Origin of the sequence: Dyella sp. (assembly GCF_035503745.1) — a bacterium.
Classification (GTDB): domain Bacteria; phylum Pseudomonadota; class Gammaproteobacteria; order Xanthomonadales; family Rhodanobacteraceae; genus Dyella_B.
Window position 1 is genome coordinate 70669 of the sequence record NZ_DATJTC010000011.1, and the last position, 14740, is coordinate 85408.

A 14740-nucleotide genomic window follows, 5' to 3' on the forward strand; every position below is an offset into this window, starting at 1 on the left:
CCCAACCGCGCCGTTTTCCGCGAGCGCATGGACACTGCGCCCGTGCGCATACGTATGTACTGCAATTCATTTGGCGGGATCGTCACGGGCGGCTAGAATCGGAAGGCTTAGCTCGTCATGCGGCGCCAACGCCTCGCGGTCCCTTCCGTGCCGGCCTCAGCCGCGCAAGCGATGCAATGGTTTCGTCGCCTCCCCAGCGACGCGCATCCACCGCAAGGCGGCGCCCGGCGCCGCGGAGACGTTCCATGGATCAGATCGACGATATCCTCCACCAGGATCCCGACCCCACCGAAACCCAGGAATGGGTCGAGTCGCTCGGCGCGGTCATCAATCGCGAAGGCACCGGGCGCGCGCACTTCCTGCTGGAAAAGCTGGTCGATTCCGCGCGCCGGTCGGGCGGCTACCTGCCGTTCGATCCCACCACCGAATACGTCAACACCATCCCGCCGCACCTGGAAGCGAAGATGCCCGGCGACGGTGCGATGGAATGGCGCATCCGCACGCTGATCCGCTGGAACTCCATGGCCATGGTGGTGCGCGCCAACCGCAAGCCCGGCGAGCTTGGCGGCCACATCGCCAGCTTCGCTTCGTCGGCGACGCTCTACGACGTGGGCTTCAATCATTTCTGGCGCGCACCGAGCGCCGATCATCCCGGCGACCTGGTTTTCCACCAGGGCCACTCCAGCCCCGGCGTCTACGCGCGCTCGTTCCTGGAAGGCCGCATCAGCGAAGAGCAGCTGGACCTGTTCCGCATGGAAGTGGCCGGCCACGGCCGCGGCCTGTCCTCCTATCCGCATCCCTGGCTGATGCCCGACTACTGGCAGGTGCCCACGGTGTCGATGGGCCTGGGGCCGATCCAGGCGATCTACCAGGCGCAGTTCTGGAAGTACCTGGAACACCGCGGCCTGATGCCCAAGACCGACCGCAAGATCTGGTGCTTCCTCGGCGACGGTGAAACGGACGAACCCGAATCGCTCGGCGCCATCGCGCTGGCCGGCCGCGAAGGCCTGGACAACCTCGTCTTCGTCATCAACTGCAACCTGCAGCGCCTCGACGGTCCGGTGCGCGGCAACGGCAAGATCATCCAGGAACTGGAAGGCGTCTTCCGCGGTGCCGGCTGGAATGCGTTGAAGGTGGTCTGGGGCAGCTACTGGGATCCGCTCCTGGCGCGCGACAAGGACGGCGTGCTGCGCAAGCTGATGATGGAAACCATCGACGGCGAATACCAGGCCTGCAAGGCATTCGGCGGCGCCTACACGCGCGAGCACTTCTTCGGCAAATATCCGCAGACGCGCGAGATGGTCGCCAACTTGAGCGACGACGACATCTGGCGCCTCAACCGCGGTGGCCACGATCCGCACAAGGTCTACGCGGCGTATCACGCGGCGGTGAACACCAAAGGCATGCCCACCGTAATCCTCGCCAAGACGGTGAAGGGCTATGGCATGGGCGCGGCCGGCGAATCGCAGAACCCCACCCACCAGCAGAAAAAGCTGGACGACGAAGCCGTGCGCCACTTCCGCGACCGCTTCAACATCCCGGTGCCGGACGACAAGCTCAAGGACGTGCCTTACTACCACCCCGGCAAGGATTCCCCGGAAGTGCAGTACATGCTGGAGCGCCGCAAGGCACTGGGCGGTTCGCTGCCGCAGCGCCGCCGCCACAGCGACGTCAAGCTCAAGGCGCCGGAATTGTCCGCGTTCGAGCAGATCACCAAGGGCACGGGCGATCGCGAAATCTCCACCACCATGGCGCTGGTGCGCGGCATGAACCTGCTGCTGCGCGACAAGGGGATCGGCCCGCGCGTCGTGCCCATCGTTGCCGACGAAGCGCGTACCTTCGGCATGGAAGGCATGTTCCGCCAGATCGGCATCTACGCGCCGTTCGGTCAGAAATACCGTCCGCAGGACGCCGACCAACTGCTCTACTACCGTGAAGACCAGAAGGGCCAGGTGCTGCAGGAAGGCATTTCCGAAGCCGGCGGCATGGCCGCCTGGATGGCCGCGGCGACCAGCTACAGCATCAGCAACCAGCCGATGCTGCCGTTCTTCATTTACTACTCGATGTTCGGCTTCCAGCGCATCGGCGACCTGGCCTGGGCGGCCGGCGACATGCGTTCGCGCGGCTTCCTGATCGGCGGCACCGCCGGCCGTACCACGCTCAACGGCGAAGGCCTGCAGCATGAAGACGGCCATTCGCACCTGCTGGCCGGCGCCATTCCGAACGTGCGCGCCTACGATCCGACCTTCTCCTACGAAGTGGCCGTGATCCTGCAGGACGGCACGCGCCGCATGATCGAAGACCAGGAGGACGTGTACTACTACCTCACGGTCATGAACGAGAACTACAGCCATCCGGACCTGCCAGCCGGCACCGAGGAAGGCATCGTCAAGGGCATGTACCTGTTCAAGGATGGCGGCAAGGCGAAGAAGAACGAGCCGCGCGTGCAACTGCTCGGCTCGGGCACCATCCTGCGCGAAGTGATCGCTGCGGCCGAACTGCTGGAAAAGGATTTCGGCGTCACCGCCGACATCTGGTCCGTGCCCAGCTTCAGCGAGCTGCGCCGCGACGGTTTCGATGCCGAGCGCTGGAACCGCCTGCATCCGGAAGCCGAGCAGCGCGTGCCTTTCGTCACCGGCCTGCTGCAAGGCCATCAGGGCCCCGCGATTGCCGCCACCGACTACGTGCGCGAATACGCCGACCAGATCCGCGCCTTCATGCCCGACGGCATGCGCTACACCGTGCTCGGCACCGATGGCTTCGGCCGCTCCGATACGCGCGAGCACCTGCGCGGCTTCTTCGAGGTGGACCGCTACTGGATCGCGCACGCCGCGCTCGCCGCGCTGGCGAAGGACGGCAAGGTCAACGCCAAGGACGTGGCGCGCGCCATCCGCGAGTACAAGCTCGATCCGGACAAACCCAATCCGCAGAACGTGTGACGAGCACAAAAAAACCCGCCGAAAGGCGGGTTTTTTATCCAGGGGCAAGTCTCGGGAAAGCGCTTCGATCAATCCTCGTCGTTGCCGCGAAACGCGCGGCGCAGCAGCAGGAAGGCGCCGATGGTGCCGGCGACGATCGCCGCCGTGGCCACCGGGTGGCGGTTCACATGCCGGCGCAGGCGGCGGTACTGATAGTTGGCTTCGTCGGCGAAATCCTCGGCGGCCTGGGCGATGCGCCGGGTGGTGTCGGTGCGGTTGAGCTTGCCCACGGCGCGGCGCCCGCGGCTGACCCAGCCCTCGGCCGTGTCGGTGACGCCATCGGTGTAATGCCTGACGCGACTGCTAAGGTCGTCCAGGCGACGTTCGATATCGGCTTGCCTGCTCATGGGAATGCTCCGCCGCTGTCCAGACCTGTCACGTTGCCAGCGCTTACGTGAGCGAGACGTTAACCGCTGCGACTTTGTTCAGCCGCCCAGCAGGTTGTAGTCGCCGCCGCGCTCGATCGCGCGCCGGTACGCCGGTCGCGCGTGGATTTTCTGCAAAAACGCCTGCAGGTGCGGGTAGCGCTCGTCCAGGCCGCCGCGGGCCGCCGCGACTTCCAGCGGGAAGCTCATGGCGATGTCGGCGACGCTGAATGGAGCGCCGCCGAACCACTCCGCCCTGGCCAGTTCGCCTTCCATGTAGGCAAGGTGCAGCGCGATCTGCGGATCGACGAAATCGTGCTGTACCTTGCCCGCGATGCCCTTGGCCACCGGCCGCACGAAGAACGGCGCCGGCGCGGTTTGGACGCGGCGGAACACCAGCTTCAACAGCAACAGCGGCATCGCCGAACCCTCGGCGTAGTGCAGCCAGTAGTTGATGCGCAGCCGTGTGGGCGTGCCGGGTGCTTCGATCAGGCGCCCGGCGCCATAGCGATCGCCCAGGTATTGGATGATCGCGCCGGATTCGGCCAGGGTCAGCTCGCCATCGGTGATCACGGGCGACTTGCCCAGCGGGTGGACTGCGCGCAGTTCCGGCGGCGCGAGCATGGTTTTCCGATCGCGCTCGTAGCGCTTGATCTCATAGGGCAGGCCGAGTTCTTCCAGCAGCCATAGCACGCGTTGCGAGCGCGAATGGTTGAGGTGATGGACAGTGATCATGGTCCGTTCCCGGCAATGGTCGCAGGCACCGGCACCGGCCTGAATTCCCGGCGAATCGGCGCGCTGGCCAGTTTCTTGATGATCCAGCCGAACAGGCCGGCGATGCCGATGGCCATCAGCGCGCTGAAAATGCGCATCGCGTTGATAAAGCCCTGCATGACCTGCATCACTTGCTGCGCGTCCGGCTTCGGATGGGGCGGCATCGGAAAGTGATCGAACACGGCGTTGAAATACCACCACTGAAAAAACAGGCCCGCGACCTGGTAAACCATGCCAAAGCCCATCAGCCCGATAAACAGCTTGCGCGCCCATTCCTTGCGCAACAGCAAACCGATCGAGGCGATCAGCACCGACAGTGACATCAGCAGGAACAGCCGGAAGAACCAGATCAGGTGATCGAACATCCAGCCCATCTGCACCGGCATGCCGGGCGGCATGCCCTGCGACAGATGGGTATGTTGCTGCGCCATCAGCGGCACGAAAACCATCTGCAGCATCAGGTTCTGCAGCAGGCTGATGAGCGAGGCCAATCCGGTCAGGCCGATAAAGATCCATGCGAGCACGGTGACGAAGGTGGAACGCACGGGCGTCATGCTTGGGCTGTTCATGGACGTTCCTCTATGAAAATGCCGACCCGGTAAAGGGTGTTCGACCTGCCGCCCACGCGCGCGCTAAAGCGTTTGCGCCGAGGCGTCCTTTTCTTCCGCAACCGGTTCCAGATGCAAACGCTGCCGGCGGCGCAAGCCCGGAAACATCAGCATCCACAGACCCACCACCACCAGCGTGCCGATACCGCCGACCACCGCCGAGCCAACCGCGCCCAACCACGCGGCCAGCATGCCCGACTCGAATTCGCCAAGCTGGTTGGACGTGTTGATGAAAATGGAATTGACCGCGCTGACCCGGCCGCGCATGGCATCGGGTGTATCCAGCTGTACCAGCGAACCGCGGATCACCATGCTCACCATGTCGAACGCGCCGAGTGCGAACAGCGCGATCAGCGACAGCCACAGGATCTTGGACAGTGCAAACACCAGCGTCGCCACGCCGAAGCCGGCGACCGAGGCGAACATGATCTTGCCCACGCGCCGCTCCATGCTGTGGCGCGCCAGCCAGAACGACATCAGCAAGGCACCGACCGCCGGTGCTGCGCGCAGCAGACCCAGGCCCCACGGCCCGGTATGCAGGATGTCCTTGGCGAAGATCGGCAGCAGCGCGGTGGCGCCGCCCAGCAATACCGCGAACAGGTCCAGCGAAATGACGCCCAGAATATCCTTGCGTTCGCGGATGAAGTGCACGCCCGCAAACAGCGTCTTGACCGTGGCCGGCTCGCGCCTCGGCGGCGCCTGTTCATAGCGCAGCTGCGCCACCATGGCGGCGGCGATCAGGTACAGCACCGCCGACACCGCGTACACCACGCCCGGCCCCGCCACGTAGAGCAGGCCGCCCAGGGCCGGACCCATGATCATCGCCGCCTGCATGGCCGAGCCATTCACCGCCATCGCGCGCGGCAGCAGCGAAGGCGGCACCAGCGCGGGAACCATCGATTGCATCGAGGGCGATTCGAACGCCTTGGCCACGCTGATGGTGAAAATCAGCGCCAGGATGCCTACCTCGTCGATCGCGTGCAGCAGGGTGAGCGTGGCCAGGGACACGATCGCGATCCACTCCACGATCTGCCCGATCAGCACCACCCGGCGCCGGTCGAACTGGTCGGCGATATGGCCCGCAGGCAACGCCAACAGAACCGACGGGAAGAATTGCACCAGGCCGATCAGCCCCAGGTCGAAGGCGCGCCCGGTCATCGCGTAGATCTGCCAGCCCACCGCCACCGACAGCATCTGGAAGCCGAAGCTCGACGCCGTGCGCGCACACCAGAAGGCGATATAAGCCCGATGCTGAAACAGCGAATCGGCAGGCGCGGGCTTGGAAGAAATGGGCATCAGCGGTCCTTGTCCTGAGCGGGCATTATCGATGCCGTCCTGGCTTGCGCAAGGCTGCAGGCACGGGCCATGGGCCGGGCAGGGCTATGTAGAATCGGTCGCATGAGCAAAGGGCACGGCTTTACCTTCGAGCGTTTTCAGCGCTGGCGGCGATCGTTCGAGATCGCTTTCTGGCCGGTGTTTTTCTTCGTCAATACCCTGTTCAACGGGGTGATTTCAGGGCTGGACCATCCGCGCGTTTCCGCGTGGCAGCCATGGGTGTGGGAGGCAAGCAGTTCCGCCGCGATGCTGGCGCTGATACCCGCGGTAGTGGCCGCCTTGCGGCGCTGGCCGATCCGGATCGATACCTTGCGACGCAACCTGCCGTTGCACCTGGCCTGCAGCCTGGTGTTCAGCGTCATCCATGTGTCGGGCATGGTGGCGCTGCGCAAGCTGGCCTATGTGCTGGCCGGCATGCATTACGACTTCGGCGCGGTGGGTGCGAATTTCGTCTACGAATACCTCAAGGACGTGCGGTCCTACTTCTGGATATTGGTCACGATCGGCCTGTACCGCTTGTGGGTCGTGCGCCTGCAGGGCGAAGCGCGCTTGCTGGAAGAGCCCGACGTGGGGCCGCCGGTGGAACCGGTCGAGCAGCCGGAGCGCTTTCTGGTGCGCAAGCTCGGCAGGGAATTTTTGCTCGCCGCGCGCGAGATCGAATGGCTACAGGCTTCGGGCAACTACGTGAACCTGCATGTGCGCGGGCGCGATTATCCCTTGCGCGCCACCATGGCGGGCATCGAGGCGCGGCTCAATGCGCAGCATTTCGTGCGCGTGCATCGCAGCTACGTGATCAACCTGGAATTCCTCAGCGAGATCGAGCCGCTGGATACGGGCGACGCGCGCCTGCTGATGCGCGACGGGATGAAGATTCCGTGCAGCCGCCGTTATCGCGCCATGCTGCGCGAGCGTTTCGGCCAGGCCACGGTGGCCTAGGCGGGCGGTGCGCGGCGGTTGCGCCCAAGTGGCACTCGTTCCAAGCTAGCGACCTGTCCCTGTCCGGTGTGCTGCCAATGACCCGTCTGCTGCTTCGTCGTTCCGTTCTCCTGCTTGCCGTCTGCGGGCTGTTCGCGCTTGCCGCCTGTTCGCAACAGCAGTCCAGCGCCCCGTCGCAGGCCAATGCAGCCAAGGCGCAGGCCCAGGTGGAGGCCGACGAAGCCAACACCGAGCTGCAGAGCTATCGCAAGATGCTGCAGATGAAGAACGATGAGATGGCAGCGGACCTCGGTCAGGAAATCGTGCAGCGATTCCCCACCAGCGATGCTGCCAAGGAAGTGCAACAAACCCTGCCGGCCGTCGAGCAACGCTGGAAGCAGACCAGCGAGACGCGCCGCCTGGCGGCGCTATGGACCTACCAGGTCGGCCCGATGGAAGGCGGCACGCAATCGACCGCCAGCCTCTACAGCACCTCGCCCTCGGGCGATCGGGCCGTGCGCCTGGTGCTGCGCCGGCATACCAAATGGGGTCAGAGCGTGTTCCTGTTCGGTACCGGCCATGGTTTTGTGTGCAAGGGCAATTGCACGATCCAGGCGCAGTTCGACGGCAAGTCGCATCCGTTGCGCGCGTTTCTGCCCACCACCGGCGAGCCGGCGATCTTCATCCGCGACGACAAGCCGTTCATCGAGGCGATGCAGAAAACCAAGCGCATCACCATGAACGTGGAAATGCAGGATGGCGGCAAGCAGACGCTGGTGTTTGAAACCGGCGGCTACGATCCGGGCAAGTGGGTGAGCCTGGGCAAGAAATAACGCTGTGCACGGGCCGTGCACGCGTGCGTTTGATCGCCTGTCCGTGATGGAGAAAGTGCCATGTTGAACAAGCGAGTGTTGATGATGGTAGTGGCCGGCGCGTTGCTCGCCGGATGCGCCAGCGTTCCCTACGCGCAGCGCCTGCAGCAGCGCCAGCAGGCCTACAACGCAGCCGCCGGCGCGCCGGTACGAAGTTTTCGCCTCATCCTTGGTGCGCAAATTTATTCGTGGGAGCCGCTCAGCGATACGCAGCTGGTGGTCTACACCTTGCCCACGCGTGCCTATTTGCTGGACGTGTGGCCGTGCAACAACCTCACCTTCACCAACAGCATCGGCCTGACCAGTTTCGCCGACCAGGTGCAGACCGGTTTCGACAAGGTGCTGCAGGGGCGCGGCTACGTGCCTTGCATGATCAAGCAGATCCGCCCCGTCGATCTGGCGCAGCTTAAGCTGGACAAGGCCGCCGAAGAGCAGCGCCACATCGACAGCCTGCAACGCAACGGCAGCAGTACGCCAGCGCCCGGCAACGGCTGATCGATGCGCGAACCGGAGATCTACTGTCCGCATTGCGCCTGGCGTCCGCTTGGCAGCAGCCGCTGGCTTTGCTCCCATCACATGGGCGGTTGCGGCACGAAGTGGAACACGTTCTGGACCGGCGGCGTCTGTCCGGGCTGCGGTTGCCGCTGGGAAATCACCGCGTGCCTGTCGTGCAAGCAGTTCGCGCTGCACAAGGACTGGTATCACTGGCCCGAACCCGATGCCGGGCAGCAACGCGACCGCGTGCGCGAAACGGAATACCCGGCCGGACCATGACGCCTTCGCGCCGGCACGCACGTGGCCGGACGCTGTGCACTCTCGCCAAGCTGGCGCGTTGATACGCGAAGGATGCTTTGGGAGTTGTGCCATGTCCAAGTCGCGCGCCATAGCCGCCATAGCCGTCGCTCTGCTCGCAGCCATGCTTGCGGCCTGTTCCAGCGTGCCGGTATCGCAAGCGCAGCAGCAACGCCAGAACGCCTACGCCGCGGCGGCGGGCGCGCCCGTGCGCAGCTTCGTCTACCTCGGCCGGATGTGGTCGTGGGAGCCTCTCGGCGACCGGCAGCTGGTGGTCTACACCACGCCGAACAAGGCGTATCTGCTGGACGTATGGGGTTGCCCGAACCTGCCGTGGACGCAGGTCATCGGCCTCACCGCCAGCTTCCATGAGGTGCAGGCCAACTTCGACAAGGTATTGGCTGGCGGCCCGTATCCGCCGTGTCCGATCACCCAGATCCGGCCGCTTGACCTGACCCGCCTGAAGCTGGCGCAGCAGTCGCCGCGCGAGGTCGATGTGCAGTCCAGGAACGATGCCGCCACGCCGCCGGGCCAAGCCGGTCAATCGGGCCAACCGGGTCAGTCCGGACGGCCGTGACCGGCTGCTCCCTCAGGGGCGGGTTTATTGCAGGAACAGTTTCTCGCTGATGCGGGCGAGCGGCTTTTCCAGCGTCTGCTGCAGCCGGGGCGGCAGATCCAGCGGCTTGAGCAGCATCTTCACCGTCATTTCCGCAGGGATGTGCCGGCGCAGCAATGCCTGGGCGGGGCCTGCCACTTTCAGAAACTGCGCTTTGTCGTCCTTGTAATGGGGGTAGCACTGGTTGAAGACGTGGCGCAGCGCGATGTCGCTGTCCTCGTTGCGGATCTCGTTGACCCGGCGCAGGATCGCGCGGAACACCTTGTAGCGACCCAGCCGTTCCTGTTCGCGGTAACGCGTGAAGGCCTGGTAGAAGTGCTTGTAGTGGCGTACTTCGTCGCTCTTGATGTGACTGGTCAGCTGCTTGAGCACGGGCTCGTCCACGATGTCGTTCAGGGCGCGGTAAAGGCTGGCGGTGCCGGTTTCCACCACGCAGCGCGCGGCCAGTTCCAGGCCGCGCGAGGGTTCGAGCTGTTCATTGGTGCACAGCGCGCCATAGTCGTCCCAGAACGCCTTGAAGCCGCTGTCCCAGTCGAACTCCGGCCACACGTGGCGCACGTACGCAGCCAGCGCCCGGCCGTGCTGCAGTTCTTCGTGCTCCCAGTGTTCGCGCAGCCAGGCCTGTAGTTCCAGGTCGCCGTCGAAATGCTCGATCAGGTTGTGCGTGTAGAGATCGGAGCCGCTTTCCACGAACGAGGCGCTGCAAAGCAGAAGGAAAAGGTTCTCGTTATGCCGCACGCGCGCGACATCGATGTCGGCAAAGTTGAGGCTTTCCAGGGTCCATGGCAGGACGGGGCTGTAGTCCACGCGGAATTTCCTGTGCAAAAAGGCCACCCGGCCCATGACAGATCGGGGACAACAGCATAAAGGGTGAACGCTGCCGCGGATTAATGCTAACCGACCCGCCCGGGTCCAGGCATCAGCGCACCACGGTCACCGGCACATGCGAGCCGGCCAGCACGTCGTCGGAGACCGAGCCGAGCAGCCAGCGTCCCAGGGCGCCCCGTCCGGTATGGCCGATCACGATGTGATCGATGGGGTGCTGCCTGACCTGGTTGAGCAGCACGTCGCCCGGGCTGCCGTGGGTGATTTCCAGGTCCACGAAGCGGTCCGAATCCGGGGCGATGGCACGCAGCTCCTGCTCCAGTTCCTGGGTTCGCAAGGTGGCCGAATCGGTCATCATCAGGCTGCAGGCGTCGGCGCCGCCCTGGGCCACCTGCAGTACCGAAACCACGCGTACCCGGCCGCCGCCGCAGCGGGCCAGGTCCATGGCGAAACGAAAAGCACGCTGGGAGGACTCCGAGCTGTCATAGCCGACCAGCGAATACTTGAGCATGTTTTCCTCCTTGGCCAAGCGTGTTGCGCGCCTTGGATCAGTGTGCGCGGCGCGTCGTTAGTTAAGCATCAAGCCTGGGGAAACAATAGACGGCGTCTTCACCAAACCTTGTCATTTCTGAACAAGACGACAGTTTCTTGCTGTTTCGTTCAGTTTTAAGGTTGGACACTCTCCACTCGGCTCGACGAGCGTCAACGCAACGTAAGGAGACTTCCATGAGCAAGCGTACTCTTGGTTTGACCGCCGCCCTGATTCTTGGTGCCGCCGGCTTGGCCGGCCTGCCCGCCAACCCGGCCCACGCGGCCGCGGTGGCCAATATCAAGTGCCATCTGAAATTCAACCTGGCCGGCTGGTCGGCGTTGTACCAGCACGCCGAAGGCAGCGGTCGCGTTACCTGCGACAACGGCCAGGTGTCGGCCGTGAAAATTTCCATGGTCGGCGGCGGCCTCACCGCCGGCAAGTTCCGTATCGACAACGGTACCGGCGAGATCAGCCATGTGCGTGGCATCCACGATGTGTTCGGCGATTACGCCCAGGCCGGTGCGTCGGCTGGCGTGGTCAAGAGCGGTACGGCGCAGGTGCTGACCAAGGGCACCACGTCGATCGCCCTGAGCGGCAGCGGCGAAGGCATCAACCTGGGCGTGGCGGTGGACAAGTTCTCCATCACGCCGGCCGGCCACTAAGCACATTTTTTTGCGGCAAGCGAAAGGCGCCTGGTGGCGCCTTTCGTCGTTTAAGCACAGCGTATACTCGCCCGGCAGCGTTTCTTTGCGGGGGTCTGTCCATGCGTCGCGTTTGGGTCATGCTGGCGATGATCTGCCTGCTGGGCTTGCTGGCCCCGCCGGCGTTCTCGGGGATCAAAGTGGGCAATCCGCAGGTGGGCCAGGCCGCTCCGGCCTTCCGCTTGCAGGACCAGAACGGCCATTGGCGCGCGCCGTCCGATTACCACGGCCGCTGGCTGGTGCTGTACTTCTATCCGAAAGACTTCACCCCCGGCTGCACCACGGAAGTGTGTGCGTTTCGCGATAACCTCGCCAAGCTGCGCCAGGCCGGCGCGGATGTGGTGGGCGTGAGCCTGGATGACGTCAAATCCCATGAGGAATTCGCGGCCAAGTATCATGTGCCGTTTCCGCTGCTCTCCGATGCCAACCGCCAAGTGGCGATCAGCTACGGTGTGCTGACGTCCGCGGTGGGTTTTCACTTCGCCAGGCGCACCACCTTCCTGATCGATCCCAGCGGCAAGATCGCCAAGATCTATCGCGAGGTGGATCCGGAAAAAAATTCCGCCGAGGTACTGAGCGACCTCATCACTTTGAAGAAGGCGTTCCATTGATGCTGATATCGCGTTCCGACCTGGGCGTGCGACGCTCCAGGTTCGCCTGGTGGCGCATGCTGGTGTGGGTGCTGCTGTTGCTGGCGGCAGGCGGCGGGATAGAGAACCTCACGCACGCACAGCAAGTGTGGGGCGTGCTGCGCAACCTGCCGCCGGGCGATGCATCGGCCGTCTCGGCCATGCAGGGCATGCTGGCGTGGGATGTGGGCTTTCTGGTTGGATGGTTTGCGCTGATCGTGGTTTGCGCCGGTTGCATTTTGCGGCAGTCCTGGGCGCGACCGGTGCTGCGCTTGATCGCTCTGCTGCTCTGTGCGCTGGCCGCGTTCGGCGCGTGGCAGCAATGGACCATGCTCAATGGCCTGGCTGCGGCCTCGGCCGCCAGCGGGCAGGCGGCCACGCAGCTGATCGATCTGCGGCACGTGGTGATCGCGGGCCTCGGGCTGCGGCTGATCGCGGCCCCGGTGCTGCTATGGCTGTCCTGGCAACTGGGCCAGCCGGCGGTGCGGCTGCAATTCAAGGCGCGCCGGCGCTGATTCAGCGGCAGTTCCCACGGTGGGCTTTATCGCTGTCGGCCAAACTCCCTGGCCCGCCGCCCAAGCCCACCCATGCGCATGACACGATCGCTCGCCATACTTGTTTTTGTTCTGGCCGCAGGCAGCTTGCATGCGCAGGACCTGGCCAAGGTCTGCCACGCCACCAGCAGCTATGACCTGACCGTACAGCCTGGCCGGCTGGTGTTCGACCGTGACGCCCCCGCGCCCACGCGCGTGGTGCTGGGCGCCGACACGCTGCTGACGGACGGCCAAAGCGTGCCGCTGAACTATGAAGAACAGGACCGCCTGGACCTGTTCCAGCGCGATCTGCGCGCGCTGATGCCGCGCGTCAAGGCCATCGCGCAGCAGGGCGTGGACATCACCTTGCAACTGGTGCGCGACGAATCGATGAGCCTGAATCTGGATGCCGACACGCAGGCGCAATTGAATCGCCGTCTGGCCGTCCATTCGGCGCAACTGCGCCAGCGCATCGCCGCCAGCCAGAGCACGCACGACTGGCACGGCGACGCCGCCGACCGCTATGCCAACGAGGTCATCAGCGACATCGCGCCGCTCTTGGTTGCAGCGCTCGGACAACAGGCAGTCAATGCCGCCCTGAGCGGCGATTTACAGCAGGCCGCTACGCTGCGCGACCGTGCCGGCAATCTGGCGGGCAGTTTCCAGCCCCGCCTTGAGCGGCGCCTGCAGGTACTGCGCCCGCAGATCCAGGCCCTTTGCCCGGACATCGATCGACTTTCCCAGTTGCAGGCCGGCCTTCGCGCCAGCAATGGCCGTCCGCTGAATCTGGTGCAGATAGGCCAGTGAAACCCAGGCTGAGCGGGGCGAAGGTGCGCGCGGCGGATTAATCCTCTGGTAAGTCCGCGTCTTGCAACATGTTTGCCAAAGGTGAGCGATCAGGCAGGAGGCGACCCCGTGCCGCTGGAAACCCGACATCTGTGCAACGGCCTCATCCGCCGCAGCATCGAGCTGCGCGCGCTGTACAGCCATGCCGCCGAGCAGGTGAGTGAGCCGGGCCTGCGCACGGTATTGAGTGAAGAAGCGCAATCGCTGGAAGCGGTGATCGCCGAGCTGCAGACCCAGATGCGCCACCACGACGGTGTGCCGGTCACGCGCGGCGGCATGTTCGGTGCCGCGCGCCAGCGCCTGGATACATGGCTGGTGCGTGGCATGCCGCGCAGCGACGATGCGTGGATACGCTTGCTGGCGCGAGATGAACAGAGCCTGCTGCGCGCGTTCGAGCGGGTCATTGCCCGCCTTTCCGCCGGCGACATGGCCGCCACGCTGCACCGCCAGCTTCCGCGCCTGCAGTCCATCCACCTGGATATGCACAGCCTTGCCAAAGCGGCGGGCCGGTAAGCCGCGGCAGCGCCAACGCCCCAAGCGCGGGCGCTGCTGACATGCGGGTTGGTCCCGGCCCATCGCGACAGGCGCTGGAAAAAGCGATCCCATCTTTCGACGCATCATCCGCCCATGCTTTGCGGGCACTCCCATGATCGCCACCATGCGCCCGGCAACAAGGGCTACGCGCCGAGCGACTGACCGTGTGGGGGATCGATGAAGATGATGACCGCCAACGTCCCGTGATCCGGCGCGTGTTCGCCTACATGCCGCTGGAACATACTGAAAATACAGGCATGCAGGACCGCTGCGTCACGCCGTTGGCGTTGTTTGCCGCCGGAATAACGCAAGCGCTATGGGGTAATCCCCCGTTATGCTCCCAAGCATCAGGCCGCGATCACGCGCATGGGCCGTTGTACGCATCGCCACGCTGAATGAAGCGGCGTATCCGGCCCAGCACGGTTTCCGTGTCCGATCGGGCAACCCGGATCGTACAGCCCGATCAGGCGCATGCCGTGGCCTATCTTTAAATCATCCATTTTTCCCGGCCATGGAACGTGGCCCCATGGCGACACGGAGCATGTCATGCGTCGATATCTGGTTTGGGCTTTGTTGGTTTGCGTGTATCCCGCGCATGCGCTGGAAAGCCTGCGCGTGGGCAGTCAGGTACTGGTGGTCGGCGACAGCGCCGCGCGGGTGAAGGCGTTGCTGGGCCATCCTTCGGGACATGGAAAGCATGGCAATGCAGGCAAGGCCTCGTCGAAAAGTTCGACCGCCCGCAACAGCCCGTCATCCAAGGGCAAGTCGTCCAGGAGCCGTACCAAGGACAAGGGCGAGAAGTGGCAATACTGGCGCGATGGCCACGCCACCACCATCACCATCGTGGACGGCAAGGTTGCGCACATTGAGGACCGCGCGCGCTAA

Annotated in this window: 19 protein-coding genes; 13 read left to right on the forward strand and 6 right to left on the reverse strand. The window is 64.5% G+C overall.

Features of this window, described 5'->3' with window-relative positions; all coding sequences use genetic code 11:
* Positions 1-245: 245 nt before the first annotated feature.
* The gene (gene aceE, locus VME63_RS04215) at positions 246-2939 is read left to right on the forward strand and encodes a pyruvate dehydrogenase (acetyl-transferring), homodimeric type (RefSeq protein WP_325430574.1); all 2694 of its coding nucleotides are present in this window, start codon (positions 246-248) and stop codon (positions 2937-2939) included.
* Between the two features lie 68 nt (positions 2940-3007).
* Here the strand turns inward: aceE and VME63_RS04220 are convergent, their stop codons facing one another.
* The 4 genes from VME63_RS04220 to VME63_RS04235 all read right to left on the reverse strand — a co-directional run bounded on the left by VME63_RS04220 (position 3008) and on the right by VME63_RS04235 (position 6021).
* The gene (locus VME63_RS04220) at positions 3008-3325 is read right to left on the reverse strand and encodes a hypothetical protein (protein ID WP_325430576.1); all 318 of its coding nucleotides are present in this window, start codon (positions 3323-3325) and stop codon (positions 3008-3010) included.
* A gap of 78 nt (positions 3326-3403) precedes the next feature.
* Positions 3404-4078 carry a glutathione S-transferase gene (locus tag VME63_RS04225; protein WP_325430578.1) on the reverse strand — a complete coding sequence of 225 codons (675 nt, stop codon included), beginning with the start codon at positions 4076-4078 and terminating at the stop codon, positions 3404-3406.
* The gene (locus tag VME63_RS04230) at positions 4075-4686 is read right to left on the reverse strand and encodes a hypothetical protein (protein ID WP_325430580.1); all 612 of its coding nucleotides are present in this window, start codon (positions 4684-4686) and stop codon (positions 4075-4077) included. The genes VME63_RS04225 and VME63_RS04230 overlap by 4 nt, the downstream gene beginning before the upstream one ends.
* 63 nt (positions 4687-4749) lie before the next feature.
* Positions 4750-6021: an MFS transporter gene (locus tag VME63_RS04235; protein ID WP_325430582.1), complete on the reverse strand. Its 1272-nt coding sequence runs from the start codon at positions 6019-6021 to the stop codon at positions 4750-4752.
* A 102-nt stretch (positions 6022-6123) separates the two neighbouring features.
* Between VME63_RS04235 and VME63_RS04240 the strand changes: the two genes are divergently transcribed.
* The 5 genes from VME63_RS04240 (at position 6124) to VME63_RS04260 (ending at position 9216) form a co-directional block, all read left to right on the forward strand.
* The gene (locus tag VME63_RS04240) at positions 6124-6996 is read left to right on the forward strand and encodes a LytTR family DNA-binding domain-containing protein (protein ID WP_325430584.1); all 873 of its coding nucleotides are present in this window, start codon (positions 6124-6126) and stop codon (positions 6994-6996) included.
* A 77-nt stretch (positions 6997-7073) separates the two neighbouring features.
* Entirely contained in the window at positions 7074-7808 is a 735-nt protein-coding gene (locus tag VME63_RS04245; RefSeq protein WP_325430586.1) for a hypothetical protein, read from the forward strand.
* Positions 7809-7868: 60 nt separating this feature from the next.
* Positions 7869-8342 (forward strand): DUF6491 family protein, encoded by a 474-nt coding sequence (locus tag VME63_RS04250; protein ID WP_325430588.1) that lies wholly within the window; start codon positions 7869-7871, stop codon positions 8340-8342.
* Positions 8343-8345: 3 nt separating this feature from the next.
* Positions 8346-8621: a hypothetical protein gene (locus tag VME63_RS04255; RefSeq protein ID WP_325430590.1), complete on the forward strand. Its 276-nt coding sequence runs from the start codon at positions 8346-8348 to the stop codon at positions 8619-8621.
* 91 nt (positions 8622-8712) lie between these two features.
* Positions 8713-9216, forward strand: coding sequence for a DUF6491 family protein (locus tag VME63_RS04260; protein WP_325430592.1), 504 nt, complete (start codon positions 8713-8715; stop codon positions 9214-9216).
* Between the two features lie 24 nt (positions 9217-9240).
* Here the strand turns inward: VME63_RS04260 and VME63_RS04265 are convergent, their stop codons facing one another.
* Positions 9241-10062 (reverse strand): ferritin-like domain-containing protein, encoded by an 822-nt coding sequence (locus VME63_RS04265; protein WP_325430594.1) that lies wholly within the window; start codon positions 10060-10062, stop codon positions 9241-9243.
* Between the two features lie 112 nt (positions 10063-10174).
* The gene (locus VME63_RS04270; protein ID WP_325430596.1) at positions 10175-10591 is read right to left on the reverse strand and encodes a universal stress protein; all 417 of its coding nucleotides are present in this window, start codon (positions 10589-10591) and stop codon (positions 10175-10177) included.
* 215 nt (positions 10592-10806) lie between these two features.
* Between VME63_RS04270 and VME63_RS04275 the strand changes: the two genes are divergently transcribed.
* From VME63_RS04275 to VME63_RS04300, 7 genes are all read left to right on the forward strand, one after another.
* Positions 10807-11274 carry a hypothetical protein gene (locus VME63_RS04275; RefSeq protein WP_325430598.1) on the forward strand — a complete coding sequence of 156 codons (468 nt, stop codon included), beginning with the start codon at positions 10807-10809 and terminating at the stop codon, positions 11272-11274.
* A gap of 101 nt (positions 11275-11375) precedes the next feature.
* The gene (locus tag VME63_RS04280) at positions 11376-11924 is read left to right on the forward strand and encodes a peroxiredoxin (RefSeq protein WP_325430600.1); all 549 of its coding nucleotides are present in this window, start codon (positions 11376-11378) and stop codon (positions 11922-11924) included.
* A complete protein-coding gene (locus tag VME63_RS04285) occupies positions 11924-12457 on the forward strand; it encodes a hypothetical protein (protein WP_325430602.1) in 534 nt (177 codons plus the stop codon). The genes VME63_RS04280 and VME63_RS04285 overlap by 1 nt, the downstream gene beginning before the upstream one ends.
* 72 nt (positions 12458-12529) lie before the next feature.
* A complete protein-coding gene (locus VME63_RS04290; RefSeq protein ID WP_325430604.1) occupies positions 12530-13282 on the forward strand; it encodes a DUF2884 family protein in 753 nt (250 codons plus the stop codon).
* Between the two features lie 108 nt (positions 13283-13390).
* Complete coding sequence (locus tag VME63_RS04295; protein ID WP_325430606.1) at positions 13391-13834, forward strand: PA2169 family four-helix-bundle protein; 444 nt, start codon at positions 13391-13393, stop codon at positions 13832-13834.
* Positions 13835-14013: 179 nt separating this feature from the next.
* The gene (locus VME63_RS18430; protein WP_414648206.1) at positions 14014-14250 is read left to right on the forward strand and encodes a hypothetical protein; all 237 of its coding nucleotides are present in this window, start codon (positions 14014-14016) and stop codon (positions 14248-14250) included.
* Positions 14251-14401: 151 nt separating this feature from the next.
* The gene (locus VME63_RS04300) at positions 14402-14740 is read left to right on the forward strand and encodes a hypothetical protein (RefSeq protein ID WP_325430608.1); all 339 of its coding nucleotides are present in this window, start codon (positions 14402-14404) and stop codon (positions 14738-14740) included.